This is a genomic window from Micromonospora sp. NPDC002389 (genome assembly GCF_040296095.1).
Lineage (GTDB): Bacteria > Actinomycetota > Actinomycetes > Mycobacteriales > Micromonosporaceae > Micromonospora.
Window position 1 is genome coordinate 63,708 of sequence record NZ_JBEOWP010000004.1, and the last position, 26,607, is coordinate 90,314.

Below are 26,607 nucleotides of genomic sequence, written 5' to 3' on the forward strand. Positions count from 1 at the left end.
CGCTCCGCCGGACGTACCGTGCCGCCTCGGTCGCCGGGGGCGGGTCGGTTCAAACGGTCAGCAGGGCATGGACGGGACGCGGCGCCAGTTTCGCCCGCCCACCGAGGAAGGAGAGCTCCAGCAGCACGGTGAATCCGGCGACCGTGCCACCGGCCCGTTCCACCAGGTCGAGCGTTGCCGCGGCGGTGCCGCCGGTGGCGAGTACGTCGTCGACCACCAGCACCCGGTGCCCGGCGGTGAACGCGTCCTGGTGCACCTCCAGCGTCGCCTCGCCGTACTCCAGCTCGTACGAGGCCGCGTACGCGGGACGGGGCAGCTTGCCGGCCTTACGCACCGGCACCACACCGACCCCGGTCGCGTACGCGATCGCGGCGGCGACCACGAAGCCGCGCGCCTCGATGCCGACCACGGTGTCGAAGGAGTCCCGCCCGTGGTGGGCGACGATCCCGTCGATCACCGTCCGGAAGGTCTCACCGTCGGCGAACAGCGGCATCAGGTCCTTGAACATGACGCCCGGCTTCGGAAAGTCGGGCACGTCCAGCACCCGGCTGGCCACCAGCCGGGCGGTCTCCGGGCCGCTGTCGCCGCGTACCGCGGTGCTGTGGGTCTCCGTCACGACGCTTCCGTTCCCTTCCACCAGACAACGGCGCCCTGCACGCTGTTCGCACAGCATGCAGGACGCCGTCGTGTTCGTCCCTACCGGGTCGGTCCCGGCCCGGTCAGCGCCGTTTGCCGCCACCCGGGCGGTTACCGCCCCCGCCGCCGGGGCGGCCACCACGGGCACCACCGGAGCGCTTACCGGCCGGACGCGCGCCCACCTTCGGCGCGGCGGCACCGGCCAGCGCGGCACCCGTCTCGGCGGCCACCGGCTCCTCGTCCGTCTCGACCGCCTCGGTCGACTCCGCCTTGCGGGAGCCCTTGGCGGCCGAGGTGTCCCGGGACGTCCCGGCCCGACGGGCCTGGACCCGCTTGTTGTGCGCGTCGATCCGCGGGTCACGGTTCTTGAGCACCACCAGCAGCGGCGTGGCCAGGGTGATCGAGGTGACGAAGGCCATCGCCATACCGACGAACAGCACCAGGCCGAGGTCCTTCAGGGTGCCCGCGCCGAGCAGGCCGGCACCGATGAAGAGGATGCCGCCGACCGGGAGCAGGGCGACCACCGAGGTGTTGATCGACCGCATCAGGCTCTGGTTGACGGCCAGGTTGGCCGCCTCGCCGTACGTCTGGGTGTTGCTCGCGGTGATCCCTCGGGTGTTCTCCTGCACCTTGTCGAAGACCACCACCACGTCGTACAGGGCGAAGCCCAGGATGGTGAGGAATCCGACGATCGTCGACGGCGTGACCTCGAAGCCGACGATCGAGTAGAGGCCGGCGGTGAGGACCAGGTTCATCACCAGCGAGAAGATCGCCGCGATGGCCATCTTCAACTCGAAGCGCAGCACCAGGTAGACGGTGACCAGCGCGATGAAGATGACCAGACCGAGCAGCGCCCGGTTGGTCACCTGACTGCCCCACGCCTCGCTGACCCGGTTACTGCTGATCGACTCGGGATCGATGTTGAACTGCTGGCCCAGGGTGGTCTTGACCGCCTGGACCTGCTCGCCGTTCAGCTCGGTGGTCCGCAGCTCGTAGAAGTTGCCGCTGCCACCGCCGACCTGCTGCGCGGTGACCACGGTGCCGCCCTGGGCCGACAGCGCGTTCTGCGTGGCCGCCTCGGCGTCCTGCAGCGTGCCGACGCTGGTCGGGATCTGGAACGAGTTGCCGCCGGCGAACTCGATGCCGAGCTTGAACCCGTTGAAGATGACGCTGGCCAGCGCGATCGTCGCCAGCACCGCGGCGATGGTGAACCACATCTTGCGCTTGCCGACGATGTTGAGGCCGGCCTCGCCCCGATAGAGGCGAGCTGCCAGACCGTTCTCAGCGGACATGTCACGCCTCCTTGGCGCGCTGGTTGCGAGGCTGGGTCGGCGCCGAGCGGGCGGGCAGCACCCGGCCGAGCCCGCTGACCCGCGGGGACAGGAACGCCTTGGTGCTGGCGAGCATCGTCATGATCGGGTGTCGGAACAGGAACACCACGAGCAGGTCGAGCACCGTGGCCAGGCCGAGGGCGAAGGCGAAGCCCTTCACCGTGCCGACCGAGACGATGTAGAGCACCACCGCCGACAGGATCGTGATGGCGTTCGCCGAGATGATCGTCCGGCGGGCCCGGATCCAGGCTCGCGGCACCGCGCTGCGCGGGCTGCGCCCGTCGCGGATCTCGTCCTTGAGTCGTTCGAAGTAGATGACGAACGAGTCCGCCGCCACACCGAGCGAGACGATGATGCCGGCGATGCCGGCGAGGGTGAGCGTGAAGCCGATCTGCCGGCCGAGGAACACCAGCGAGCCGAAGAGCAGCAGCGCCGACGCGATCAGGCTCAGGAAGATGACCGAGCCGAGCAGACGGTAGTAGAAGAACGAGTAGATGATGACCAGCAGCATGCCGATGCCGGCCGCGAGCAGACCGGCCCGCAGGTGGCTGGCGCCCAGCGTGGCGGTGACGTTCTGCTGCTCCTGCGGCTCGAAGGTCACCGGCAGGGCACCGTAGCTGAGGTAGCCGGCCAGCTCGCTGGCCTCGGCGTTGGTGAAGTTGCCGGTGATCTGCGAGCTGCCGACGAGCACGCCCTGGATCTGCGGCGACGAGATGATCTGGTTGTCCAGCACCACGGCGACGCGGCAGCGACCCTCGTCACCGAGCGCGGAGGCGTCGCAGGCCTGGCCCTCGTTGTTGAACGCCTCGCGGGTCAGCGCGGTCCACTTGTCCCCGCCGCTGCGGGTGAAGTCCAGGCTGACCACCCACTGGCTGGTCTGGTCGCGGACCGCGGTGGCGCTGCTGACGTCGGTGCCGAGCACCTTCGCCACGTCCAGCAGGTTCTTGATGGAACCGGCCTCGCAGGAGACCGCCTGCTGCTCCGGGTCGGAGATCGAGGCCGGCGGCCGGTCGTCGAGCTGGAGGCAGCTGATGGTCGGCACGTTGAACTGCATCTGCGTCGGCAGCACCGCGACCTCGCGGCCGGACAGCTCGGCGAAGGGCGCGAGCTTCTCGGCCAGCGACGGGTCGGCGGCCAGGTCCGCCGGGGCCTGGAGACCGGTGGCGGCGGCCCATGCCTCGGCGCCGACCTTCTGCTCGACGGCCTGCCGCTGCTCCTCGACGCTCTGCGGCACGTCCTCCTCCGCGCTCGGCGAGGGCGAGGGGGTCGCGGCGGGCGACTCGGTGGGCGTCGGAGTCGGCGCGCCACCGCCCTGGCCGCCGGCCGACGGCGAGGAGGTGACCGCGGCCTCGGGCGTGGGCGACGGGCTCGCGGCGGCGTCGCCGGACGGCGTCGGTTCGACGGACCCGGTCGGGGTCGGCGCCGGCGTGCGGACCGTGCCGCTGCCGTCGGCGATCTTCAGCACCTTGCGGAAGCGCAGCTCGGCGGCGCTGCCGACCTCGGTGAGGTCGCGGTTCTCGCCGGGCAGGGAGATGACGATGTTGCGGTCGCCCTCGGTGATCACCTCGGCCTCGGCCACGCCGTACGCGTTGACCCGGTTCTCGATGATCTGGCGGGCCTTCTCGAGGTTCTCCGCCGTCGGGGCCCGACCGTCGAGGGTGTTGGTGGCCTCCAGCGTCAGCCGGGTACCACCAACCAGGTCAAGACCGAGACGAGGCTCGAGCCGATCCTTCCAGCCCCCGCTGGCGCCGGCCGAGAAGAACACCAAAAGATAGAGGACGACGAAGATGGCCCCGAGTACGGCCAACTGCCGTCCCGGGCGCATCTGTCCCTGAGGTGGTGCCACGGCTGTCCTGTCTCCCTGTACGGTCGCGCCGCCGCGGGCGCGGCGGCGGGTCGGCCGGCTGCCCGGCCCACGGTCTGCCTTCCGACGGCGCCCGGGCCGGTGCCGCCGCCTCGGGTGGCCGACGCGGGCGCGTGGACCGGCCGAGCCGGAGCACCGACGCCCGGCGTCGGCCATCTATCCAGTTGTCGCACTCGCGCCACGTGCGGCGACCGCCCGCTCGGGGACGCGTGCGGGCGGCTCCCACCCGGGCATGATGACCGCCCTGCGGCGGCCGGCCCGGGTGGACGCGGTGCTCAGTCCTTGACGGTGTCGCTCTCCTCGACGGGCGACTCGACGGGTCGCTCCGCCTTGGTGACCACCCGGGCGATCGCCGGGCGGGCGTAGCGGGTCTGCACTCCGGGAGCGATCTCGAGCAGGACGCTGTCGTCCTCGACGCCGGTCACCGTGCCGTAGAGCCCGCCGATGGTGACCACCTCGTCGCCGGCGGAGAGGCCAGTCTGCATCGCCTCGGCCTCACGGCGGCGCTTCTGCTGCGGGCGGATCATCATGAAGTACATGACGCCGAAGAGCAGCGCGATCATGAGGATCGGCGTGAAGCCCGCCGCTCCTCCGCCTTCTGCTGCGTAGAGCACGGTTGTAGACCTTCCCATTGGCCCCCGTCACGGTGCTGGCACCGAGCGGAGGCGGATTTTCACATCCTGTGCGGACCGCGGCGAGTCTAGTCGCTCTATCTGGGAACGCCGAATGCGGCACAGATCACGAACAGATCACGGCTGGTCGCTGTCCACGGAGAACAAGTCGGGCACGGCAGGAGCCTCGCCCCCAAATGTACCATTCGGCGGGTTACGTCCCAGGTGGTGCCAGGCGGCATCGGTCGCCACCCGGCCGCGCGGCGTGCGGGCCAGCAGGCCGGCCCGCACCAGGAACGGCTCGCAGACCTCCTCCACCGTGTCCGGCTGCTCCCCCACCGCCACGGCCAGGGTCGACAGGCCGACCGGGCCGCCCCGGAACGAGTCCACCAGGGCGGTCAGCACCGCCCGGTCGAGCCGGTCCAGGCCGAGCGCGTCCACGTCGTACACGGTCAGCGCCGCGCGGGCGGTCTCGACGGTGACCACCCCGTCGGCGCGTACCTCGGCGAAGTCGCGCACCCGGCGCAGCAGGCGGTTGGCGATCCGGGGGGTCCCCCGCGACCGGCCGGCGATCTCCACCGCCCCGTCGTCGGTGATCGGCACGCCGAGGATCCGGGCCGAGCGGTGCAGCAGCAGCTCCAGCTCGGCGGGGGCGTAGAAGTCGAGGTGGGCGACGAACCCGAAGCGGTCCCGCATCGGGCTGGTCAGTAGCCCGGCCCGGGTGGTCGCGCCGACCAGGGTGAACGGCTCGACGTCGAGCGGGATGGCGGTGGCGCCGGGCCCCTTGCCGACCACCACGTCGACCCGGAAGTCCTCCATCGCGCTGTAGAGCAACTCCTCGGCCGGCCGCGCGATCCGGTGCACCTCGTCGATGAAGAGCACGTCGCCCTCGGCGAGGCTGGTCAGGATCGCGGCCAGGTCGCCGGAACGCTCGATCGCCGGGCCGCTGGTCACCCGGATGCCGGTGCCCAGCTCTGCGGCGACGATGTTGGCCAGGGTGGTCTTGCCGAGGCCGGGCGGCCCGGAGAGCAGGATGTGGTCCGGTGGCGAGCCGCGCCGCATCGCACCCTGCAACAGCAGGTCGAGCTGGTCGCGGACGCGGTGCTGGGCGATGAACTCGTCCAGCCGCTTCGGCCGGACGCTGACCTCCGCGTCCCGCTCCGCCTCGCTGACGTACGCCGAGACCAGCCCGCCGTCGGGCGCGGTCACCGGGACCGGCCCAGCAGCCGGATCGCCTGCTTGAGCAGCACCGGCACCGGCGGCGTGGGCCCGTCGACGGTCTCCGCGACGGCGGTGACCGCCTGGTCGGCCTGACCGGCCGTCCAGCCGAGCCCGATCAGCGCCTGGCGGACCTGCTCCGGCCAGGCCCCGCCGGTCACCCCGGCCGCGCCGTCGGCACCGACGGCCACCGGGCCGATCCGGTCGCGCAACTCCAGCACCAGGCGCTCGGCGCCCTTCTTGCCGATCCCGGGTACGCGGGTCAGCGCGCCTGTGTCGGCGTTGGCGATCGCCTTGCGCACCGCGTCCGGGGTGTGCACGGCGAGCACCGCCTGGGCCAGGCGCGGCCCCACCCCGCTCGCGGTCTGGAGCAGCTCGAACAGCGCCCTCGCGTCGTCGTCGGCGAAGCCGTAGAGGGTGAGCGAGTCCTCCCGCACCACCAGGCTGGTGGCCAACCGGGCCGACTGGCCCACCCGCAGGTCGGCGATGGTGCCGGGGGCGCACTGCACGGCCAGACCGACCCCGCCCACCTCGATCACCGCGTGGGCCGGGCCGGTCGCGGTCACCACGCCGCGCACACTGGCGATCATCTCGCTCCTCCTCGTCTCGCCCGGTCCGCCGCGACGGCCAGTTTGGACCGGGTGCCGCCCCGCCACACGTGGCAGATGGCCAGCGCGAGGGCGTCCGCGGCGTCGGCCGGGCGCGGCGGCTCGGGCAGCCGCAACAGTCGGGTGACCATCGCCGTGATCTGCGCCTTGTCCGCCTTCCCGGAGCCGGTCACCGCCGCCTTCACCTCGCTCGGGGTGTACGTCTGCACCGGCAGCCCGGCGCGCGCACCGGCGAGCACGGCGATCCCGCTGGCCTGCGCGGTGCCCATCACCGTACGCACGTTGTGCTGGCTGAACACCCGCTCCACGGCCACACTGTCCGGCCGGTGCTCGGCGACCAGGTCGGTCAGCGAACGGTCCAGGTGCAGCAGGCGCGCCGGCAGCTCGTCACCGGGATCGGTGTAGACGACGTAGTAGGCGATCAGCGTGCAGGGCTTGCCGGGCACCCCCTCGACCACGCCGACCCCACATCGGGTCAACCCCGGGTCGACGCCGAGCACCCGCACGCCGCCTCCTCCCCCGGCCACCGGCCAGTACGTGTGTTCGACACCCTACCGATGCCGTCTGCGAGCCGTGCTCCGGGACACGCCCGGCACCCGCTCGCCTCGCCGCGCCACCTGGGCTGCCGTGTGCGCCTGAACCGGTCTCAGCCCCACCAGAACAGCGAGCCGAGCACGGTGTAGAGCGCCACCAGCGCCAGTCCTTCCAGGTGGTTGACCGTGCCGTCGATGGTCACGAAGACGACGAGCAGGGCCGCCACGATGACCGCGACGATCTGCAACGGCGGGAAGATCAGCGTGAACTCACCGGCGCCGAGCAGCGGGGCGATCAGCATCAGCACCGGGGCCAGCATCAACGCGACCTGGAGCGCGCCCTCCATGGTGATCGCGGTGGCGGTGTCGGCGTCGCCGCGCAGGCTGAGCTGCACCGCCGGGGCGAGCTGCGACAGGTTGCCGACGGTGGCCACCAGGAAGAGGCCGACGAAGGCGGCGTTGAGGTTCATCGCCTCGGTGGCCGGCAGCAGGGCGTCCATCAGCCAGTCCGCCTCGAACGCGATGAGCAGTCCGGCCACGGCCACCAGCAGCAGTACGCGCGGCAGCGGCCAGGTGCCCACCTTGGCCTCGCCGGCCCCGTTGTGCACCGGCGGCGGCGCGTCGGCGTCCTTGCCGAGGCGGAACGGCAGGGACACCACGAACACGGTGAGCAGGGCGATCGCCACCACGTAGGAGACCGCACTCGTGTGTTCGGCGGCGGGAGTGCCGAGGTTGACCGCGATCGCCGGGGTGATCAAAGTGGCCATCAGCAGCACGAGCATGACCCGGGTGACCTTGGCGTGCCGCCCGTCGATGCTCATCGTGCCGTTGCGCAGCCCACCGGCCAGATAGGACAGTCCGTTGCCCAGCAACAGCAGGTTGAGCACCGACCCGATCAACGCGGCCTGCACCACGGCCACCAGGCCGGCGCGAAGCGCGAAGATGCAGATGATCAGCTCGGGCAGGTTGCCGACCACGGCCTGGAAGGTGCCGATGGCGGCCGGACGCATCCGGCCACCGAGCTGGTCCAGCGACCGCCCGAGCACCGCCGAGGCCAGGGTGATCGCGGCCAGCGCGACGAAGAAGCGCAGGACCGGCGCCGCACCGGTGAGATGTGCCAGCGCGGCGAGCATCGCGCCGAGTGCGGTCGCACCCCACAGGAGCATGTCCACGATGCGCCCGACGTCCCGGCGGGGCTGGTCGATCTCGGCCGCCGACGTCTGCATGATCGAACCCTATGGGGCGGGGCCACCGGGACCAACTCCTCCGGTGGCCGGTGTGACCCGGACGACGGCGCCCGGGTCACCGCTCGCGGTCGCGGGCGTGCGCGCGCCGACGACCGCGAGCCACGATCAGTGCTTGCCGTAGTGCTCCCGGGTCTCGCGGATCGCCTCCTCGGCCGCTGCGCGCTCCTGCGGGGTGACGCCCCGCTTGGCGGCCATCCGCGCCCGCAGCAGCTCGATCGCGATCGGCAGCACCGAGAGCGCCACGATGGCGATCAGGATGTACTCGATGTTCGTCTTGACGAACGGGATCTGGCCCAGGAAGTAGCCGAGCACCGTCACGCCGGTGCCCCAGAGGACGCCGCCCACCACGTTGTAGATGACGAAGGTGCGGTAGTTCATCCGGCTCACCCCGGCGACGATCGGGGTGAACGTCCGCACGATCGGCACGAAGCGCGCCAGCACCACCGACCGGGCACCGTACTTCTCGAAGAACTCGTGCGCCTTGAGCAGGTTCTCCTGCTTGAACAGACGCGAGTTCGGGCGGCGGAACAGCGCCGGGCCGACCTTGCGGCCGAACAGGTATCCCACCTGGTCGCCGACGATGGCGGCGATGGTGATGAGCAGGCACACCAGCCACAGCGGATACTTGATGTACTGGCCGTCGGCGACCAGCAGGCCGGTGGTGAACAGCAGCGAGTCACCCGGCAGGAAGAACCCGATCAGCAGGCCCGACTCGGCGAAGACGATCACCAGGATGCCGATCAACCCGAAGGTCGAGATCAACCACTCCGGATCGAGCCAGTCCGGGCCGAGAGCCAGGGTGGTGGTGATGGGCGTCGACAAGGAGACCTCCGAATACCGCGGCAGTCGTCCCGACCGCCGCGGGACGCCCGTAGTCTAGGCCGCTCCCGAAGGCCCCGGTGCCCGACATCAGCTCACACCGATCCGCGCAGGTCACGGGTGTTTCGGCGGGTCGTGAACCCGTCTCTCGTACCGCCGTGCCGTGCTCTTGCGCGTCCCGCCCGCGCCGGGCGCGTCCGTCCCGACACCGTGCCGTGGTCGGCGGTCGTGTGCCGTCCGACTCAACGGGCGGTGATGCCCTCCAGCACCTGGTCGACGACCTTCACCGGGAGAGTCGTCGTGTCGAGGTCCGGGTTCCAGTTCATCACCCGCTGGATGAGCATCGGGCCGGTGAGCATCGCCATGGTCACCTCGACGTCGAGGTCGGCGCGGAGTTCACCGTCGCGTACGCCCCGCCGCAGCACCTCCCGCATCACCGCCCGGCGCGGCTCGATGATGTTCTGGTAGAGCGCGTACTGCTCGGGGTCTCGTTTCACCACCGGCACCAGACACGGCATGATCTTCGCGGCCCGCGGGTCGATGTGGTCCCCGATGGCGCTGACCAGGGTGATCAGGTCGTCCCGGACGGACCGACCGGTCGGCTGCGGCGGGTCGCCCTTGAGCGTGCGCAGCGCGTCGCTCAGCAACGCGTTCTTGCCCGGCCACCGGCGGTAGATGGTGGCCTTGCCGACGCCGGCACGGGCGGCGATCGCCTCCACCGAGATCGTCTCGATCGTGCTGCCCTCCGCCAGCAGATCCAGGGTCGCCTCGACGATGGCCTCGTCCGCGCGGACGCTCCGCGGCCGCCCGGGCGGTCGCGGGGCGTCCGTGCTGCTCGTCATGCCGGCATTGTTCCTGACATCAGGGCGTACCGGCCAACTCGGGCTCGCCGACCGGTGCCGGCGTCGCGGCGTCGGCCCGGCCCGGCATCCACCGCAGCGCCACCGCGACACCGGCCGCCGCGACCAGCGCAGCCAGCACCGCCGACAGGTGCATGGCCGAGACGAAGGCGTCGTCGGCCGCCGCGATCACCTGCGGCGCCGCCGGTCCGAGTTGACCCGCCACGCCGTACGCGCCGGAGATCGACTCGCCGGCCGCCGCCCGCGCCTCCGCCGGCAGGTCGGCCACCGCCGGGGCGATGCCGGTGCGGTACCCGGCGGCCAGCACCGAGCCGATCACCGCGACCCCGAGCGCGGCGGCCACCTGGCGGATGGTGTTGCTGACGGCGGAGCCGACGCCCGCCTTCTCCCGGGGCAGCGCCGACATGATCGACTCGGTGGCCGGCGGCATGATGTTCGCCATCCCGGTGCCCTGGAGAAAGAAGACGACCAGCACCACCCAGATCGGCGTGGTGGCGTCGACGAAGGCGAACGCGCCCAGCGACACCGTCGTCAACAGCAGTCCCACCGCCGACACGGCCCGCGCGCCGTACCGGCGGACCATGGTGGCGCTGCGGGGCGCGAAGACCAGTTGGGCCACCGCGAACGGCAGGAAGAGCAGGCCGGTCTGCAACGGGCTGTAGCCGCGTACCAGTTGCAGATAGAACGAGCTGAAGAACATCACGCCCATGGCGGCGAAGAAGACCAGCCCGATCATCGCCACCGGCGCGGCGAACCGCGGCACCCGGAACAGGCGTACGTCCAGGGACGGGTGGCTGCTGCGCCGCTCGTACGCGACGAACCAGGCCAGCACCGCCAGGCCGCCGAGGATCGTGGCCCAGACCAGTGGGCGACCGAAGCCGTGCTCCCCGCCGTCGATGATGCCGTACGTCAGGGTCACCAGACCGACCACCGAGAGCAGGACACCGACCACGTCGACGCGGCCCGGCGCCGGATCCCGCGACTCGGGCACCAGCAGCGCCACCAGGACCACGCCGAACGCCGTGACCGGCACGTTGATCAGGAAGACCGAGCCCCACCAGAAGTGCTCCAGCAGCAGCCCGCCGAGCACCGGGCCGATCGCCACCGCCAGCCCCACCGCACCGGCCCAGATGCCGATGGCCCGTCCCCGCTCCCTCGGGTCGAAGACGTTGGAGATGATCGACAGCGTCGCCGGCATGATGGCCGCGCCACCGACCCCCATCAGCGCGCGGGCCGCGATCAACTGGCCCGGGTTCTGCGCGTACGCGGAGAGCAGCGAGGCCAGTCCGAAGAGGACCAGCCCGATCAGCAGCATCCGTCGTCGACCGGCCCGGTCACCCCACACGCCGAAGGTGAACAGCAACCCGGCGAAGACCAGCGTGTACGAGTTGATCGACCACTCCAGTTCGCCCTGGGTGGCCCCGAGCCCGTGCACCGGGTCAGCCAGCGTACGCAGGGCGACGTTGAGGATCGTGTTGTCCAGGACGACGACGAGCAGGCTGATGACCAGCACTGCGAGGATCGCCCACCGCCTCGGGTGTCCGGTGTTCTCGTTCGGCTGCATCCCCCGACACCCTTCACATTTCGATACGGCCGAGTACCGTAATCACCCCGAGCCTAGGCCCACCCATTCCGATACGGAACCGGTCCGTATTCATTGTGACCCCCGTCACCGCGCCACTCCAGCAGCTCGCGGCCCGCATGCAAGGAAGGGACCCTTCCTATACACCAGGCGTTAGTAGGGGACCCCTCCTTGCACCCACCCCCCGCGCCGCCCGGGCCGGCATGCAAGGAGGGGTCCCCTCTTAACATCTCGACGCGCGGCCCCGGGGAGAAGTGAGGAGGTGGGTGGATTTGTTGTCGCTATGGCAGCAACAAATCCACCCACCTCCGGCGAGCCCGCCTGGATCCGTTCCACCAGATGCCAGATATGGGCTATTTGTCCGCCCTGAACATGGCGGTGCCGGAATTCTCGGCGGCCGGGTGTCGTTGTAACGAAGACCGGCCGCCTCCAGCGCGCCCGCCCGCCCCTGAAAGCGTCGCCTCCCCCACCGGGAATGACCCACCCCGGCCGGTCGTTACACCCGGACCCGGCACCGCGAGCGGCCACCACACCCCACCAACCCGGGCCGGATCCCTCCCCCGAGAACCACCCCAGCGCCAGACGGCGTCGGCACCGCATCCCCCGCGGCGCCCCACCCCCGAATGGAGCTACCCCCATGAACACCATGCTGCGCAACAGCGTCCTGACCATCGCCGGACTCACCGTCGCAGGCGGCCTCGCCGCCGGACCCCTCCACCACACCGACACCACACCGACCAACCCCATCACCGCCGCCATCCAGGCCGACAACCCCGACACCAACACACTCATCCCCCACGGCGTCCAGGGCACCCAATCCCGCATCCACCTCAACGACGAACAGATCGACAACGCCAAGGCCATCATCGCCGCCACCAAGAAGGCAGACATGGACGAACGTGCCGCCGTCATCGCCATCGGCACCGCGTTCCAGGAGTCCAAGCTGGAGAACCTCGGCCACCTCGGCGCCCGCAACGACCACGACTCCCAAGGCCTGTTCCAGCAACGCCCGTCCTCGGGTTGGGGCACCGTCGAGCAGATCACCAACCCCGAGTACTCCACCCTCGCCTTCCTCAAGGGCCTCAAGCAGGTCGACGGGTGGCAGGACATGCCGCTGACCGTGGCCGCCCAGACGGTGCAGGTATCGGCGTTCCCGGACCACTACGCCCAGTGGGAGCAGCAGGCCGCCGACCTCGTCGCCGAGCACTGGAACAACTGACCCACCAACACCACCACCAGCAACAACAACACCCCACACCACCACGACGGCCGGCACCCCACCCGGGGCGCCGGCCGTCAACGCACCACCAACCCCCGCCCGCAAGCACCGCGACGCCCGCAAGCACCGCGACGCCCGCAAGCACCGCGACGCCCGGAAGCGACGCGATGCCCGCAAGCGACGCGACGCCCGGAAGCGACGCGACGCCCGGAAGCACCGCACGTTAGAAAGGGACCCCTGCTATGCACCAGGCGATAGCAGGGGACCCTTCCTTACATCAAGGCGTGGAGGGCGAGGTCTACGTCCTCGGGGGTGGTGTAGAGGTGGAAGGAGGCGCGGACCCGGCCGGCCCGGACGGCTGCCCGCACCCCGGCCCGTTCCAGCCTGTGCTGCGCGTCGGGCACCTCGACGGTGACGATCGCGCTGTCGCCGGGCGGTCGCCCCAGGCCGGTGAGGAACCGGTTGGCCAGCGCCACGTTGTGCGCGTGCACGGTCGGCACCCCGATCTCCAGCAGCAGTTCCAGCGCCGGAGCCGCCCCGACCCAGTTGAACCAGGACGGAGAGATGTCGAACCGGCGGGCGTCGTCGGCGAGCCGCAGCGGCGGTCCGTAGTACGACGCGTGCGGGTCACTGCCCGCGTACCAACCGGCGGCGTCGGGCCGCAGCCGCTCCCGTAGGGCCGGATCGAGGTACGCGAACCCGGTGCCCCGGGGACCCATCAGCCACTTGTATCCGCCGACCACGACCACGTCGGCCCGGCTCGCGTCGAACGGCAGCCAGCCGCACGCCTGGGTGGCGTCCACCGCGACGAGCGCGCCGTGGGCCCGGGCCGCCGCGACGATCTCGTCGTACGCGGCCACCGTCCCGTCGGCGGACTGCACCAGGCTGAACGCCACCAGGTCGGTGTCGGAGTCGATCGCGTCGACCAGCCCGTCCAGCGGCACGGTGCGTACCCGCACGCCCCGCTCCTCCTGCACCAGCCACGGGAAGAGGTTGGAGGTGAACTCGAACTCGGGGACGACCACCCGCGCCCCGGCGGGGAGTGCGGCGGCGACCGGGGCCAACATCTGGGAGACGACCGCACCGACCGACACGTCGGCCACCGGTACGCCGACCAGCTTGGCGAACGCGGCCCGGGACCGGTCGGTCGTCTCGCTCCAGCCCTCCCAGGAGCCGCGTCCGGCCCGCCACGCCGCGAGCGCGTCCTGCAACGCCTCCCAGGCCGGGTCCGGCGGCAGCCCGTAGCTGGCGGTGTTCAGCCAACCGGGCTGTGGTTGCCACAGTTTCTGCGCCTGTTCCAGTTCCACGCCCCGACGCTAACCCTGCTCACGCCCGCTCCCCAGCGCCAATCCGCGCACCCTGGCTCCCGACCCGCAGCCCGGACGCTCCGACCTGCTCCGAACACTCCGGGCCCGCGCCCCGAACGCTCCTGACCTGCATCCGAACGCTCCGGGCCCGCGTTCCGAGGGCCGCTCTGGCACCCGCGTCGTGCAGGCTGACCCGGGTCAGCTCACGTTGGCGGGACCGAGGACGCTCTTGAGGTCACCCATCAGGGCGGTGGTCGGGGCGACGCGGAACAGGCCCAGTCGCCAGGTCTCCACGCGCCCGCTGCGGTGCAGCTTCACGTGCACCTCGGTGTCGCCGGGATGCAGCAGCAGGGTCTCCTTGAGCCGGTCGGCGAGCGGTGGCGTGAGCCGGTTGACCGGGATCGTCAGGGTGACCGGTTTGCTCGCCGGGTTGCTGCTGACGTCCGGCAACTGCATGTCCATCGCCATGATGCGGGGGGTGTCGTCGCGCCGGTCGATCCGGCCCTTGACCACCACGATGGCGTCCTCGGCGATGTACTGCCCGATCACCTCGTAGGTATTCGGGAAGAACAGCGCCTCCACCCCACCGGCGAGGTCCTCCAGGGTCGCCGAGGCCCACGCCCGCCCCTGCTTGGTGACCCGACGCTGCACGCCGGAGAGGATGCCGGCGAGGGTGACCACCGCGCCGTCGGGCACGGTGCCCTCCTCGGACAGGGTGGCGATGGTGCAGTCGGCCGCCGCGTTCAGCACGTGCTCCAGACCGAACAGCGGGTGGTCGGAGACGTACAGGCCGAGCATCTCGCGTTCGAATGCGAGCTTGTCGCGCTTGTCCCACTCGCCGTCGCTGATGACGGGCATGACCGTGGTGGTGGTCGCCGTCTCGGTGTCGCCGAAGCCCGAACCGAAGAGGTCGTACTGGCCGACGGCCTCCTTGCGCTTGACGTCGGCGTACGCGTCGATGGCGTCGGCGTGCACGGTGAGCAGCGCCTTGCGCGAATGCTTGAGCGAGTCGAACGCCCCGGCCTTGATCAGCGATTCGATGGTCTTCTTGTTGCAGACCACCGCGTCCACCTTGGACAGGAAGTCGTAGAAGTCGGCGTACTCGCCCTTCTCGTCGCGGCACCGCATGATCGCCGCCACCACGTTGGCGCCGACGTTGCGGATCGCGCCGAGGCCGAAGCGGATCTCCTTGCCGACCGGGGTGAACGGCCCGGCGGAGGTGTTCACGTCCGGCGGCAGCACCTGGATGCCCATCCGGCGGCACTCCGACAGGTACATGGCCATCTTGTCCTTGTCGTCGCCGACGGAGGTCAGCAACGCCGCCATGTACTCGGCCGGGTAGTGCGCCTTCAGGTACGCCGTCCAGTACGACACCAGCCCGTACGCGGCCGAGTGCGCCTTGTTGAAGGCGTACCCGGCGAACGGGACCAGCACGTCCCAGACCTTCTGGACGGCCTCGTCGGAGTAGCCGTGTTCACGGCAGCCGTCCCGGAACGGGCCGAACTCCTTGTCGAGGATCTCCTTCTTCTTCTTGCCCATCGCCCGGCGCAGCAGGTCGGCCTGTCCGAGCGTGTAGCCGGCGAGGATCTGCGCGGCGCGCTGCACCTGCTCCTGATAGACGATCAGGCCGTAGGTGGGGGCGAGGATCTCCCGCAGCGGCTCCTCCAGCTCCGGGTGGATCGGGGTGATCTCCTGGAGGCCGTTCTTGCGCAGCGCGTAGTTGGTGTGCGAGTCGACGCCCATCGGGCCGGGACGGTAGAGCGCCAGGACGGCGGAGATGTCCTCGAAGTTGTCCGGCTTCATCATCCGCAGCAGCGACCGCATCGGCCCGCCGTCGAGCTGGAACACGCCCAGGGTGTCGCCCCGGGCCAGCAGCTCGTACGCGCCCTTGTCGTCCAACGGCAGGCCCAGCAGGTCCAGTTCCTTGCCGTGGTTGAGCTCGATGTTCTTGACCGCGTCGTCGATGATGGTCAGGTTGCGCAGGCCGAGGAAGTCCATCTTCAACAGCCCGAGCGACTCGCACGTCGGGTAGTCGAACTGGGTGATGATGACCCCGTCGGAGTCCCGGCGCATCAGCGGAATGTGCTCGATGATCGGCTCGGCGGACATGATCACGCCGGCGGCGTGCACACCGGTCTGCCGGATCAGCCCCTCGATGCCCCGGGCGGTGTCGATGACCTTCTTGACGTCGGCCTCGGACTCGTACATGCCGCGGATCTCGCCGGCCTCGGCGTACCGGGGGTGCTTCGGGTCGAAGATGCCCTCGAGCGGGATGTCCTTGCCCATCACGGCCGGCGGCATGGCCTTGGTGATCCGGTCGCCGACCGCGTACGGGTAGCCGAGCACCCGCGCCGAGTCCTTGATCGCAGCCTTCGCCTTGATGGTGCCGAAGGTGGCGATCTGGGCGACCTTGTCCTCACCCCACTTGTCGGTGACGTACTTGATCACCTCACCGCGCCGACGCTCGTCGAAGTCGATGTCGACATCGGGCATGGAGACGCGCTCGGGGTTGAGGAACCGTTCGAAGATCAGCCCGTGCGGGATCGGGTCCAGGTCGGTGATGCCCAACGCGTACGCGACCAGCGAACCGGCCGCCGAACCACGGCCGGGGCCGACCGCGATGCCCTGGTTCTTGGCCCACTGGATGAAGTCGGCGACCACGAGGAAGTACGACGGGAAGCCCATCTGGATGATGACGCCCAGCTCGTACTCGGCCTGCACCACGTGGCCCTCGGGGATGCCCTGCGGGTAGCGGCGGCCCAGGCCGGCGAAGGTCTCCTTGCGGAACCAGGACTCCTCGGTCTCGCCCTCGGGCACCGGGAAGCGCGGCATCAGGTTGTGGAACTCGAACATCCCGGTCGGGTCGACCCGCTCGGCCACCAGCAGCGTGTTGCGGCAGCCCTCCAGCCAGACGTCGGAGCCGTCCACGCCGCGCATCTCGTCGGCGGACTTGATGTAGTAGCCGCTGCCACCGAACTTGAACCGGTTCGGGTCGGCGACGTTGCTGCCGGTCTGCACGCAGAGCAGCACGTCGTGCGCCTCGGACTGCGCCTCGTGGGTGTAGTGCGAGTCGTTCGTGACCACCGGCGGGATGCCCAGCTTGCGGCCGATCTCGACCAGCCCGTCCCGGACCCTCTTCTCGATGTCCAGGCCGTGATCCATCAGCTCCAGGAAGTAGTTCTCCTTGCCGAAGATGTCCTGGTACTTCGCGGCGGCTTCGAGGGCCTGCGCGTCGTGGCCCAGCCGCAGCCGGGTCTGCACCTCACCGGAGGGGCAACCGGTGGTGGCCATCAGCCCGTCGGCGCACTCGGCCAGTAGCTCGGCGTCCATCCGGGGCCACTTGACGAAGTAGCCCTCGGTGTACGCCTTGCTGGTCAAGGTGAAGAGGTTGTGCAGGCCGGTCTTGTTGCGTGCCCAGATCGTCTTGTGCGTGTAACCGCCGCTGCCGGAGACGTCGTCGCTCTTCTGCTCCGGCCGACCCCAGCGCACCCGCTTCTTGTGATAGCGCGACTCCGGCGCGACGTACGCCTCGATGCCCAGGATCGGGGTGACCCCGGCGGCCATGGCCTGCTTGTAGAAGTCGTTCGCGCCGTGCATGTTGCCGTGGTCGGTCATCGCCACGGCGGGCATCCCCTGCCGCTTGACCTCGGCGAACAGGTCCTTGAGGCGGGCCGCACCGTCGAGCATCGAATACTCCGTGTGCACGTGCAGATGCGCGAACGAATCGCCCACGGAGCCCCCCGGGTCGGATGATCGAGACGGTCGGGGCTAACCCTAACCCCGCCGCCGGAGGCCGTTCCAGCGCGCCGCGCGCCCCCGGTCCGTCGGGGTGTCGTGGATCATGCCGGGCCGGTCGTCGGCCGACCGCTCCGGCGTGACGAGGCGCAGGCAACCGGTCACGGAACGGCACGACCAGGTCGAGACGGCAGGCCGCAGCGCGGGCACGGCGGCGCCCCGGCACGGTCGCGGGGTAGTCACGTTGGCGCGGCGGCAGCCCGGCACGATCGCGCGGCGGTCACGTTGGCACGGCGGCAGCCCGGCACGATCACGCGGCGGTCACGTTGGCACGGCGGCGGCCCGGCACGATTGCGCGGCGGTCACGGGCGGCGCGGCAGCGGCCCGGCACGATCGCGCGGCGGTCACGGGCGGCGCGGCAGCGCCCCGGCACGGTCGCGGGGCGGCGCGGCGGCGGCCGGGCGGCGTACCCTGGAGCGAGACCAGCACGGGACGGCGCGATGACCCTGGCGGACGGGATCGACGACCTGGCCGGCGCGGCGGCGCGCGGCGACGCGGCGGCGCTCGACGCGCTGCTGACGGCGATCCGCCCCGAGGTGCTGCGGCTGTGCGGCCGACTGCTGCCCAACCGGGAGGACGCCGAGGAAGCCTGCCAGGACGCCCTGCTCGCGGTGGCCCGGGGCATCGGCCGCTTCGAGGGGCGGGCGTCGTTCCACACCTGGCTCTACCGGATCACCGCCAACCGGGCCCGCTCGACCTACCGCATGCTGCGGCGGCGGTGGCTCGTCGAGGCCGGCGGGGTGCCGCTGCCCGACCCGCCCGACCCGCGCCGCACCAGCGTGGTCGCCGGCACCCGGTTGGACCTGCTGGAGGCGTTGGACGCCCTTCGCCCCGAGTTGGCCGAGGCGCTCACCCTGCGCGATGTGCTCGACCTGGCTTACCGCGAGATCGCCGACCTGCTCGGCCTCCCCGAGGGCACGGTGAAGTCCCGCATCCACGAGGCCCGCCGACAGGTCCGGCAGAGGCTCACCGATGCGGGCGGCTGACCGGCCGTCGGCGGCCGGTGGGACCGGCGACCAGCGGGCCGGGCTCCGGCAGGTCCGGCTCAGGCTGATCCGGTTCCGGCAGGTCTGGCTCCGGCTGATCCGCTTCCGGTGGGCCATCCCGCTGGCCGCCGTGCTCGTGATCGCCGCCGGTTGCGCCGACAAGCCGGTGTCGCCGCTGCCCGTCCGCCCTCCTGACCCGACCCCGCCGTCGTCGGCCGCGTCGTCGTCGCCGACTCCACCCATCACGGGCGCGCCACCGCTGGCCGGGCCGCCCACCATCGACGCCCGGCCGTCGACCAGCCGAGCCACGCGGAGCCCGTCGCCGCCCTCGCCGGTCCCGACCACCCGCAGGGGTACGCCCCACCCACCGTCCCCCACCCCGACCGACGCCTGCCTCGGCGCGGTCCGGTACGACCTGGTGCTCGCCGACATCGGCCCGATGCCGTCGTCGCTCTGCTTCGCCACCGGCGGCGTGCTGCGGATCCAGGGCATCGGGCCCGGGCAGGTGACCGTGGACCGGCCGGAGCTGGCCGACAGTCACTACGAGGCCGGGGTGGTCGACGTCCGCTTCCTGCGTAGCGGCACCGTGGACGTCACCATCCCGCACGAGGGCATGGTCCACGTGGTCACCGTGGTGGTGCGTTAATCGACCCGTACCCCGTCCAGCAGGCTGTCGACGAACGCGTCGGCAGTGTCGGGTGGTGGCACCACCTGCGCGTAGAGCAGACCGGCCGGGGCGCGGGCCGCCGCCTCCACCAGCACCGGCCGGTCCCGGGCACAGTCGAACCGGGCGACCACCCAGTCCAGCCCGCCGCGACGTACCCGCCGCACCGGTGCCGGGGCGCAGTCGGCGTGCGGCTGCTCGGCGACGAACCCGGCCGGGTCGGTACGCCGCCCGGCCGACGCGGACAATCCCAGGAACGCCCCCGGCACCCTCGGGTCGACGGCCCAGCGGTCCGGCTCGGGCGAGATCACCAGGGCCGGTTCGAGCCGCCCGTCCCCGCCGTACCGGCCGGCCCAGCCGGTGCCCGCCGCCCGCCAACCGGCCGGCAGGTCCACGCGCAGCGCTCCGCTCGTCGCGGTACGCGTCACCGCCGTCGCGTCGGACGCCACCACACCCGCCGTCGCGGTCAACACCAGGACCAGCCCGACCCCACCCCACCGCCAACGCCCCGACCGCACTCGCCCGCCGTCGTGCCCACGATGCTGCCTGGCGGTCCCAGCGATTCGGGTGGCTCCGGTGGCTCCGGTGGTTCCGGCGGCTCGGGTGGTTCCGGCCGTTCCGGCGGCTCGGGTGGTCCCGGCCGTTCCGGCGGTCCCGGCGGTTCCGGTGGTTCCGGCGGCTCCGGCGGCTCCGGCGGCTCGGGTGGTTCCGGCGGCTCCGGCGGCTCGGGTGGTTCCGGCGGCTCCGGCGGTCCCGGCGGTTCCGGCGGCTCCGGCGGTCCCGGCGGTTCCGGCGGCTCCGGCGGTCCCGGCGGCTCCGGCGGCTCGGGTGGTTCCGGCGGCTCCGGCGGTCCCGGCGGTTCCGGCGGCTCCGGCGGTCCCGGCGGTTCCGGCGGCTCGGGTGGTTCCGGCGGCTCCGGCGGTCCCGGCGGTTCCGGCGGCTCCGGCGGTCCCGGCGGTTCCGGCGGCTCCGGCGGCTCGGGTGGTTCCGGCGACGGCCCTGTCGCGGGCGTCGGCCGTCGCCCCGCCGATGGTGGTCCCGGTGACGCCCGGGGGCGCAGTGGCAGTGTCGACGGCGGCCAGCAGTGCGGCCCGGAAGGCGGCGGCGTCGGGATAGCGGTCGTCCGGGCGCGTCGCCCCGGCCCGGCGCAGCACCTGCGCCACGCCGGGTGGGACGCCCGGCCGCAGCCGCGTCCCGTCGACGTCCGGACGGCCAGCACGTCCGCCCGGCACGCCCGACGACATGGTCACGCCCTCCGGTCGAGGGTGGTCGGGCAATGCCATCCCGGCCTCGGGTCGACCCTGGTCGGGCACAGAGGGCACGCCCTCGGGTCGAGGGTGGCAGTGCGGTGGGGCCGTGTCCTCGGGTCGACGGTGTTCGGACGGTGGGGCCGTGTCCTCGGGTCGAGAGTGTTCGGACGGTGAGGTCTCGTCCTCGGGGCGAGAGTGTTCGGACGGTGGGGGCACGTCCTTGGGGCGACGGTGCTCGGGCGGTGGGTTGCCGAGTAGGCGCAGGCCGAGGCGGCCCAGCGCGTACACGTCGGCGCGCTCGTCCACGACCGCGAGCGGGTCGTCCTGCTCCGGCGCCATGTAGCCGGGGGTGCCGGCGCGCACGGTGAGCCCAGAGGCGACGGCGAGCGCCTTGGCCAGACCGAGGTCGGCGATGAGGACCCGTTCTCCGGCCGGTGTGCGGCGGAACAGGATGTTGCCGGGCGTGAGGTCACGGTGCACCACCCGATGCCGGTGCAGCACGGCCACTCCGGCGGCGATCTCGCCGAGCACCGTCAGGGCGGTCGGCACCGGCAGCGGCCCGTCGGCGAGCCGGTCCCGCAGGCTGCCCCCGTCGGCCCAGTCCATCACCGTGTACGGCCGCCCGTCCGGCAGCTCGCCGACGGCGCGTACCCGCACCAGCCGGTCGTCCTCCATCCGCCGCAGCAGCCGGGCCTCGTCCAGGAAGCGTTCCCGGACGCGTACGTCGTGATGCCAGTTCTCGGCCAGCACCTTGATCGCCACGTGGGCGTCCGGTCCCGGGTCGTGGGCCAGCCACACGGTCGCGAACGACCCGACTCCTAGTAGCCGCTCCACCCGGTACACCCCGAACCCCGCAGGCATCCCCACCGCCCCACCCTGCCCCTCCCCCACCACCCCGGCAACCACCCCGTCCCGCCCGCCCCCCACGCCCCACCCGCCGCCCACGCCCACGCCCACTCCCGCCCCACCACGCCCGACCCGCCCCGCCCCGACCAGCCCCGCCGCGCACCGCCCCGCCGATCATGGAGTTAGGGCAGTTCCATAACGCCCATATCAGCACAAAACCAGAACCTCAACTCCATGATCGACGGAGCCTGACGATCGAGTTCCCGACTGGTGCGGCCAACCCCTCGCCCCACCGTCCACATCAGAACGCGTCTTGCCGAGGACTGGGCGCGCGCAGCGGATGACCAAGGAGTTTGTGCCCTCAACACTCTTCTAAAGTGACCAAAACTTCTTGATCAACCCGGGCCAGGCGGGGTGCGGGCCAGGCGGGGTGCGGGGCGCCAGGCGGAGCCCGGACCAAGCGGGGCCCGGCCAGGCGGGGCCGGGGCGGGCGCGGTGTAGGGCTGGGGAAGAAAGGTGGGTGGGGTGGCGAACCGGGTGGGCGGGGGTGGAGACGAACGGGGTAGGAACTCGATGCCGAGGAGGCGATCTCCGTGCACCGTCTCGTGTATGTCGCTGTCGCGACCGTCCTGGCCCTCGTCGGGGCCACTCCGGCCCAGGCCGGGTCCGTATCCCGATCCGCCGCCCCGCCTGCGGCTTCTACCGGTGTCGCCGCTGGCCGGGCGGCGGGTACCGATCTGTTGAGTGTCCAGGGGGCCGGTCCGTTCCGGATCGGGGCGTCCCTGGACCGGCTGACCGCCGCCGGGCTCATCGACTGGAGCGTCCCGGGCTGCGGGGGCGTGGTGGACGCCGGGGTGACCGGCGAGTGGTCGGGTGTCGTCCTGCTGACGTTCCAGCACGGGCGGCTGGTCCAGGTGTTCACCGCCACCGCGCCGCCGTACTCCCCGGCCGGGGCGGGCGTGGGGATGAGCTTCGACCGGTTGGAGGCGATCTACGGCCCGCGCGGCGAGTTGATCCGCAACGATGCCGACACCGCCAGCGCGTACCTGGTGCGGGTCGGCTCGCGGGTGGAGTTGTTCACCGGGCACCCGATCCGGCCCGGAGTGGGTGGCTTCCAGGTGGGCCCGGCGGCCTACGTGGAGCGCACCTTCCGGCAGGGCACCGCCTGCTGACCGACCACAACGAGCCGCCCGACCACACGAACGGCCCGACTACACCAGCGGCCCGACCACACCAGCGGCCCGACTACACCAGCGGCCCGACCACACCAGCGGCCCGACCACACCAACGGCCCGACCACACCAACGGCCCGACTGCACCAACGGTCCGACCACACAAGCGGCCCGACCACACCAACGGCCCAACCACACCAAAACGGCCCGACTGCACCAACGGCCCGACCGCAGGATGACCGATCGCCCCGGGCGACAGTGCCCGGGGCGATCGGCGGTCGGTGGAGATCAGTGCATCGGCAGGCCGGCCTCCTGGCGGGCCCGCTCGTCGCCGCTGACGGTGTGCAGTGCCTTCTCGCGGATGAAGAGCACCGCGACCAGGGCGAGGAACGCGATCGGCGCGCCGATGAGGAACAGCTCGGAGGTGGCGGTGGCGTACGCGTCGCGCACGATCACCAGCACCGGCTCGGGCAGCGCGGACAGGTCGGGTACCTCGGTGGTGCCGCCGTCTGCGGCGCCTGCAGCCGGGCCGAGCTGTGCGGTCATCAGGCCGGTGACCCGGTTGGCCAGGACCGCGCCGAGGGCGCTCACCCCGATCGCACCGCCCATGCTGCGGAAGAAGGTCAGCACGGAGGTGGCCGCACCCAGCTCGTGGGCGGGTACGTCGTTCTGCGCCGCCAGCACCAGGTTCTGCATGAGCATGCCGACGCCGGTGCCGAGGATCGCCATGTAGGTGAAGAGCAGCGGCAGCGGGGTCTCGGTGCCGATGGTGGAGAGCAGGAGCATGCCGACGACCATCACGGCGGCGCCGGCCACCAGGTACGCCTTCCACCGGCCGTACTTGGTGATGAGCTGCCCGGCGACCGTGGAGGAGACCAGCAGGCCGAGGATCATCGGCAGGCTCATCAGGCCGGCGATGGTCGGTGACTTGCCCAGCGAGGTCTGGAAGTACTGGGACAGGAAGACGGTGCCGCCGAAGAGGGCGACGCCGACCAGCATGCTCGCGATGGTGGTCAGCGCGACGGTCCGGCTGCGGAAGATCTTCAGGGGGATGATCGGCTCGGGGACCCGGGCCTCGACCCAGATCGCCGCGCCGAGCAGCGCCAGGCCGCCGACGACCATAAGCGCGGTCCAGCCGGAGGCCCAGGCGAACTTGTGCCCGGCCAGCGAGGACCAGATCAGCAGCGTGGACACCCCGGCGGTGATCAGGGCCGCGCCGGCCCAGTCGATGCGTACCCGCCGTCGGGTGACCGGCAGGTGCAGGGTGCGCTGGAGCAGCACGATGGAGACGATGCTGAACGGCACGCCGATCAGGAAGCACCAGCGCCAGCCCAGCCAGGAGGTGTCGACCAGGACGCCGCCGATCAGCGGGCCGGCGATGGTGCCGACGCCGAAGACGGCGCCGAAGATGCCGGCGTAGCGACCCAGTTCGCGCGGCGGGATCATGGCCGCCATCACGATCATCGCCAGCGCGGTCATGCCGCCTGCACCGATGCCCTGCACCACCCGGCTGAACAGCAGCACCTCGACGGTGCGGGAGAGGCCGGCGATCAGCGAGCCGACCACGAACAGGCCGAGGGAGAGCTGGATGAGCAGCTTCTTGCTGTAGAGGTCGGCCATCTTGCCCCAGAGCGGCACGGTGGCGGTCATCGCCAGCAGCTCGCTGGTCACGATCCAGGTGTAGACGGTCTGGCTGCCCTGCAGGTCGGCGATGATGCGGGGCAGCGCGTTCGCCACCACCGTCGAGGCGAGAATCGCCACGAACATGCCGACCATCAGCCCGGAGAGGGCCTGGAGGACCTCCCGGCGGGACATCGTGCCGCTGCCCGCCTCGGGGGCGCCGATCGGCTCGGTTGTTGCGGTCATGGACGCTTCCTCACGCGTGGTTCTGCCCGGGGCGCGGTCGCACCCAGGGGTGGTGGCAGGTCGGTGTGCGGCGGCGGTCAGCCGGTACGCGGGTCGGGCAGTCCCGCCGCGACGGCGGCGAACGCCTCGTCGAGCAGCACGGCGAGGGAGCCGGCGCCGTCGCAGGTCGCCCAGCGGATCATCGCGGTACGCAGTGCGGCCCCGGCGACCGCGACGACGAGCGCCGGGTACGCGTCGGTGGCCGGGCACCCGGTCCGGGCGGCGACCGCCTCGACCAGCGCCCGTTCGGTGACCGCGTTGCCGGAGATCAGGCGGGCCAGCAGCACCGGGTGCTGGCTGACCACCCGCATCCGCAGCAGCGACAGTTCGGCGTTGCCCTGCACCTCGTCGACGACCTCGGCGAAGGCGCGCCGGAGCGCCTCCAGCGTCGGCAGGTGCGCGGGGACGGCGGCGAGCGCGCCCAGCACCACCTCCCGGTCGGCCTCGGTGTCGCCGATCAGGGCGTCGTCCTTGGTCGGGAAGTAGTTGAAGAAGGTGCGCGAGGAGACGTCGGCCGCCTCGCTGATCTCCTCGACGGTGACCTGGTCGAGTCCGCGTTCGGCGACCAGGCGCAGCGCGGCGGTGGCGAGGGCGGCGCGGGTCTGCCGCTTCTTGCGGTCGCGCCGACCCAGCGGCGTGGAGTGTTCCGAGGTCACGGCAGAACTCTAGGACCAAAAGTGCAGCCTCTGCAAAGTTTTATTCTGTGACGTGAAACGCCTCGCTCTGACACCATGTCGTGCGGCAGACACTATTGCGCGCTGGACAATGGTGTGTGACGCACACTATCGTGTGACGCATGGTCAGCGACGACGTCCTGCGGACACACCTCCAGGAGCTACGCCGGGGAACGGTGGTGGTGGCCAGCCTGGTCGCGCTGCGCCGACCCGACTACGGCTACGCGCTCCTGCAACGGCTCACCGGGCACGGTTTCCCGGTGGACGCCAACACGCTCTATCCCCTGCTGCGACGGCTTGAGGAGCAGGGGCTCCTGAGCAGCGAGTGGAACACCGAGGAGAGCCGGCCACGGAAGTTCTATCGCACCAGCGAGTCCGGCGAGCAGGTGCTGCGCCGACTGCTCGACGACCTCTCCGCCGTGCAGACCTCCCTCACCGACCTGATCGAAGGAGCCCCGAGATGACGACCTCCCTGACCGACCGGTATCTCGCCGCGACGCTGCGTTCCGTGCCGACCGGGCGGCGTGCGGAGATCGCCGACGAGCTGCGCGCGTCGATCGCCGACATGGTCGACGGCCGGACCGCCGCCGGGCTCGACGCCACCACCGCCGAGCGCGAGGTGCTCACCGAGCTGGGCAACCCGGCGCAGTTGGCGGCCCGCTACAGCGACCGGAGACTCCAGCTCATCGGCCCGGAGTACTACCCGGCCTGGCAACGCCTGATGGTCGTGCTGTTGAGCACCGTGCCCGCCGTCGTCGGCGTGCTGATGGGCGTGCTGGAGGCCACCACCGCCGAGAACCCGGCCGGCGCCGTCGGCGAGGGCATCGGCGCGGCGTTCAACGTCGCGGTGCACATCGGCTTCTGGGTGACGCTGACCTTCGCGGTGATGGAACGCCTCGGCACCCCGCTGCACCTGCCGGAGTGGACCGTCGACCAACTGCCCGAGGAGCCCGTCGAGCGGGACGTCACCCTCACCGACACGGTGGCCTCGATCGTGTTCCTCGGCCTCACCATCGCCTTCCTGCCCTGGCAGCAGTTCCAGCGGGTGATCGGTGACGACGGCGACCGGCTGCCGATCCTCGACCCGGCGCTCTGGACGTTCTGGCTGCCGGTGTTCCTCGTGGTCCTGGTCGCCAGCATCGGTCTGGAGTTCGCCAAGTACCGGGCCCGCCGGTGGACCTGGCCGCTGGTCGGCGTCAACGTCGTGCTCAACCTGGGCTTCGCGGGGCCGGCGATCTGGCTGCTGCAGGAGGAGCGGCTGCTCAACCCGGAGTTCGTGGACCGCTTCACCTGGCTGAGCGACGGCGGCCTCGCCACGGCCAGCCGGATCAGCATCGTGGTGATCGCCGCCATCGCCCTCTGGGACATCGTCGACAGCGCGGTCAAGGCGTACCGGGCCGGACGCTGATCCGACAGTCGGGTGAGGGCGGGACGCATGGCGCTCCCGCCCTCACCGGGCGTACACCTCAGGGGAGAACGG

General features: G+C 71.5%; 22 protein-coding genes. 6 read left to right on the top strand and 16 right to left on the bottom strand.

The genetic code is table 11. The features are described from left to right. Positions 1 to 49: 49 nt before the first annotated feature. The 11 genes from ABT008_RS09195 to ABT008_RS09245 form a co-directional block, all read right to left on the bottom strand. On the bottom strand, positions 50 to 616 hold the full coding sequence (locus ABT008_RS09195; protein ID WP_350695032.1) for an adenine phosphoribosyltransferase: 567 nt from the start codon (positions 614 to 616) through the stop codon (positions 50 to 52). Positions 617 to 719: 103 nt separating this feature from the next. After that, entirely contained in the window at positions 720 to 1,928 is a 1,209-nt protein-coding gene (secF, locus tag ABT008_RS09200; RefSeq protein WP_350695034.1) for a protein translocase subunit SecF, read from the bottom strand. A 1-nt stretch (position 1,929) separates the two neighbouring features. Then, the gene (gene secD / locus ABT008_RS09205) at positions 1,930 to 3,813 is read right to left on the bottom strand and encodes a protein translocase subunit SecD (RefSeq protein ID WP_350695036.1); all 1,884 of its coding nucleotides are present in this window, start codon (positions 3,811 to 3,813) and stop codon (positions 1,930 to 1,932) included. Between the two features lie 293 nt (positions 3,814 to 4,106). Then, positions 4,107 to 4,445, bottom strand: coding sequence for a preprotein translocase subunit YajC (yajC, locus tag ABT008_RS09210; RefSeq protein ID WP_350695037.1), 339 nt, complete (start codon positions 4,443 to 4,445; stop codon positions 4,107 to 4,109). Between the two features lie 135 nt (positions 4,446 to 4,580). Continuing rightward, positions 4,581 to 5,651: a Holliday junction branch migration DNA helicase RuvB gene (gene ruvB, locus ABT008_RS09215; RefSeq protein ID WP_350695039.1), complete on the bottom strand. Its 1,071-nt coding sequence runs from the start codon at positions 5,649 to 5,651 to the stop codon at positions 4,581 to 4,583. Beyond that, positions 5,648 to 6,250: a Holliday junction branch migration protein RuvA gene (gene ruvA, locus ABT008_RS09220; RefSeq protein WP_131057678.1), complete on the bottom strand. Its 603-nt coding sequence runs from the start codon at positions 6,248 to 6,250 to the stop codon at positions 5,648 to 5,650. The genes ruvB and ruvA overlap by 4 nt, the downstream gene beginning before the upstream one ends. Further along, positions 6,247 to 6,774 carry a crossover junction endodeoxyribonuclease RuvC gene (gene ruvC, locus ABT008_RS09225; protein WP_350695041.1) on the bottom strand — a complete coding sequence of 176 codons (528 nt, stop codon included), beginning with the start codon at positions 6,772 to 6,774 and terminating at the stop codon, positions 6,247 to 6,249. Before ruvC ends, ruvA begins: the two co-directional genes overlap by 4 nt. Positions 6,775 to 6,914: 140 nt before the next feature. Then, on the bottom strand, positions 6,915 to 8,027 hold the full coding sequence (locus tag ABT008_RS09230; protein ID WP_350695043.1) for a calcium:cation antiporter family protein: 1,113 nt from the start codon (positions 8,025 to 8,027) through the stop codon (positions 6,915 to 6,917). A 126-nt stretch (positions 8,028 to 8,153) separates the two neighbouring features. Next, positions 8,154 to 8,870: a DedA family protein gene (locus ABT008_RS09235; protein ID WP_350695045.1), complete on the bottom strand. Its 717-nt coding sequence runs from the start codon at positions 8,868 to 8,870 to the stop codon at positions 8,154 to 8,156. A 239-nt stretch (positions 8,871 to 9,109) separates the two neighbouring features. After that, complete coding sequence (locus ABT008_RS09240) at positions 9,110 to 9,709, bottom strand: TetR/AcrR family transcriptional regulator (protein ID WP_350695047.1); 600 nt, start codon at positions 9,707 to 9,709, stop codon at positions 9,110 to 9,112. A gap of 19 nt (positions 9,710 to 9,728) precedes the next feature. Continuing rightward, entirely contained in the window at positions 9,729 to 11,291 is a 1,563-nt protein-coding gene (locus ABT008_RS09245) for an MFS transporter (RefSeq protein ID WP_350695048.1), read from the bottom strand. A 655-nt stretch (positions 11,292 to 11,946) separates the two neighbouring features. Here ABT008_RS09245 and ABT008_RS09250 point away from each other — a divergent pair. Then, positions 11,947 to 12,528, top strand: a complete 582-nt coding sequence (locus tag ABT008_RS09250; protein ID WP_350695050.1) for a hypothetical protein — start codon at positions 11,947 to 11,949, stop codon at positions 12,526 to 12,528. 272 nt (positions 12,529 to 12,800) lie between these two features. Here ABT008_RS09250 and ABT008_RS09255 read toward each other — a convergent pair whose 3' ends face one another. Together ABT008_RS09255 and dnaE are read right to left on the bottom strand one after the other, a co-directional pair. Further along, positions 12,801 to 13,835 (bottom strand): aminotransferase class V-fold PLP-dependent enzyme, encoded by a 1,035-nt coding sequence (locus ABT008_RS09255; protein WP_350695052.1) that lies wholly within the window; start codon positions 13,833 to 13,835, stop codon positions 12,801 to 12,803. A 198-nt stretch (positions 13,836 to 14,033) separates the two neighbouring features. Then, entirely contained in the window at positions 14,034 to 17,567 is a 3,534-nt protein-coding gene (gene dnaE, locus ABT008_RS09260; protein ID WP_350695054.1) for a DNA polymerase III subunit alpha, read from the bottom strand. Between the two features lie 503 nt (positions 17,568 to 18,070). Between dnaE and ABT008_RS09265 the strand changes: the two genes are divergently transcribed. Further along, a complete protein-coding gene (locus ABT008_RS09265; protein ID WP_350695055.1) occupies positions 18,071 to 18,616 on the top strand; it encodes an RNA polymerase sigma factor in 546 nt (181 codons plus the stop codon). Next, on the top strand, positions 18,603 to 19,262 hold the full coding sequence (locus ABT008_RS09270; RefSeq protein ID WP_350695056.1) for a hypothetical protein: 660 nt from the start codon (positions 18,603 to 18,605) through the stop codon (positions 19,260 to 19,262). Before ABT008_RS09265 ends, ABT008_RS09270 begins: the two co-directional genes overlap by 14 nt. Here ABT008_RS09270 and ABT008_RS09275 read toward each other — a convergent pair. Next, positions 19,259 to 21,391 (bottom strand): protein kinase domain-containing protein, encoded by a 2,133-nt coding sequence (locus tag ABT008_RS09275; RefSeq protein WP_350695578.1) that lies wholly within the window; start codon positions 21,389 to 21,391, stop codon positions 19,259 to 19,261. The two genes, ABT008_RS09270 and ABT008_RS09275, sit on opposite strands and share 4 nt — an antisense overlap. A 725-nt stretch (positions 21,392 to 22,116) precedes the next feature. Here ABT008_RS09275 and ABT008_RS09280 point away from each other — a divergent pair. Further along, on the top strand, positions 22,117 to 22,548 hold the full coding sequence (locus ABT008_RS09280; RefSeq protein ID WP_350695058.1) for a hypothetical protein: 432 nt from the start codon (positions 22,117 to 22,119) through the stop codon (positions 22,546 to 22,548). A gap of 288 nt (positions 22,549 to 22,836) precedes the next feature. Here ABT008_RS09280 and ABT008_RS09285 read toward each other — a convergent pair whose 3' ends face one another. Together ABT008_RS09285 and ABT008_RS09290 are read right to left on the bottom strand one after the other, a co-directional pair. Then, positions 22,837 to 24,414 carry an MDR family MFS transporter gene (locus ABT008_RS09285; RefSeq protein ID WP_350695061.1) on the bottom strand — a complete coding sequence of 526 codons (1,578 nt, stop codon included), beginning with the start codon at positions 24,412 to 24,414 and terminating at the stop codon, positions 22,837 to 22,839. Positions 24,415 to 24,491: 77 nt separating this feature from the next. Continuing rightward, a complete protein-coding gene (locus ABT008_RS09290; protein WP_350695062.1) occupies positions 24,492 to 25,109 on the bottom strand; it encodes an acyl-CoA-like ligand-binding transcription factor in 618 nt (205 codons plus the stop codon). 140 nt (positions 25,110 to 25,249) lie between these two features. Here ABT008_RS09290 and ABT008_RS09295 point away from each other — a divergent pair, with 140 nt between their 5' ends. Together ABT008_RS09295 and ABT008_RS09300 are read left to right on the top strand one after the other, a co-directional pair. Next, entirely contained in the window at positions 25,250 to 25,591 is a 342-nt protein-coding gene (locus tag ABT008_RS09295; RefSeq protein ID WP_117229241.1) for a PadR family transcriptional regulator, read from the top strand. Beyond that, entirely contained in the window at positions 25,588 to 26,535 is a 948-nt protein-coding gene (locus ABT008_RS09300; protein WP_350695063.1) for a permease prefix domain 1-containing protein, read from the top strand. The genes ABT008_RS09295 and ABT008_RS09300 overlap by 4 nt, the downstream gene beginning before the upstream one ends. Positions 26,536 to 26,607: the final 72 nt, after the last annotated feature.

Excerpts from the sequence above, each read along its gene's own strand:
- secF (WP_350695034.1), bottom strand. The coding sequence starts at position 1,928 with ATGTCCGCTGAGAACGGTCTGGCAGCTCGCCTCTATCGGGGCGAGGCC.
- ruvA (WP_131057678.1), bottom strand. The coding sequence starts at position 6,250 with ATGATCGCCAGTGTGCGCGGCGTGGTGACCGCGACCGGCCCGGCCCAC.
- ABT008_RS09230 (WP_350695043.1), bottom strand. The coding sequence starts at position 8,027 with ATGCAGACGTCGGCGGCCGAGATCGACCAGCCCCGCCGGGACGTCGGG.
- ABT008_RS09240 (WP_350695047.1), bottom strand. The coding sequence starts at position 9,709 with ATGACGAGCAGCACGGACGCCCCGCGACCGCCCGGGCGGCCGCGGAGC.
- ABT008_RS09245 (WP_350695048.1), bottom strand. The coding sequence starts at position 11,291 with ATGCAGCCGAACGAGAACACCGGACACCCGAGGCGGTGGGCGATCCTC.
- ABT008_RS09250 (WP_350695050.1), top strand. The coding sequence starts at position 11,947 with ATGAACACCATGCTGCGCAACAGCGTCCTGACCATCGCCGGACTCACC.
- ABT008_RS09265 (WP_350695055.1), top strand. The coding sequence starts at position 18,071 with ATGACCCTGGCGGACGGGATCGACGACCTGGCCGGCGCGGCGGCGCGC.
- ABT008_RS09270 (WP_350695056.1), top strand. The coding sequence starts at position 18,603 with ATGCGGGCGGCTGACCGGCCGTCGGCGGCCGGTGGGACCGGCGACCAG.
- ABT008_RS09275 (WP_350695578.1), bottom strand. The coding sequence starts at position 21,391 with ATGCCTGCGGGGTTCGGGGTGTACCGGGTGGAGCGGCTACTAGGAGTC.
- ABT008_RS09285 (WP_350695061.1), bottom strand. The coding sequence starts at position 24,414 with ATGACCGCAACAACCGAGCCGATCGGCGCCCCCGAGGCGGGCAGCGGC.
- ABT008_RS09295 (WP_117229241.1), top strand. The coding sequence starts at position 25,250 with ATGGTCAGCGACGACGTCCTGCGGACACACCTCCAGGAGCTACGCCGG.
- ABT008_RS09300 (WP_350695063.1), top strand. The coding sequence starts at position 25,588 with ATGACGACCTCCCTGACCGACCGGTATCTCGCCGCGACGCTGCGTTCC.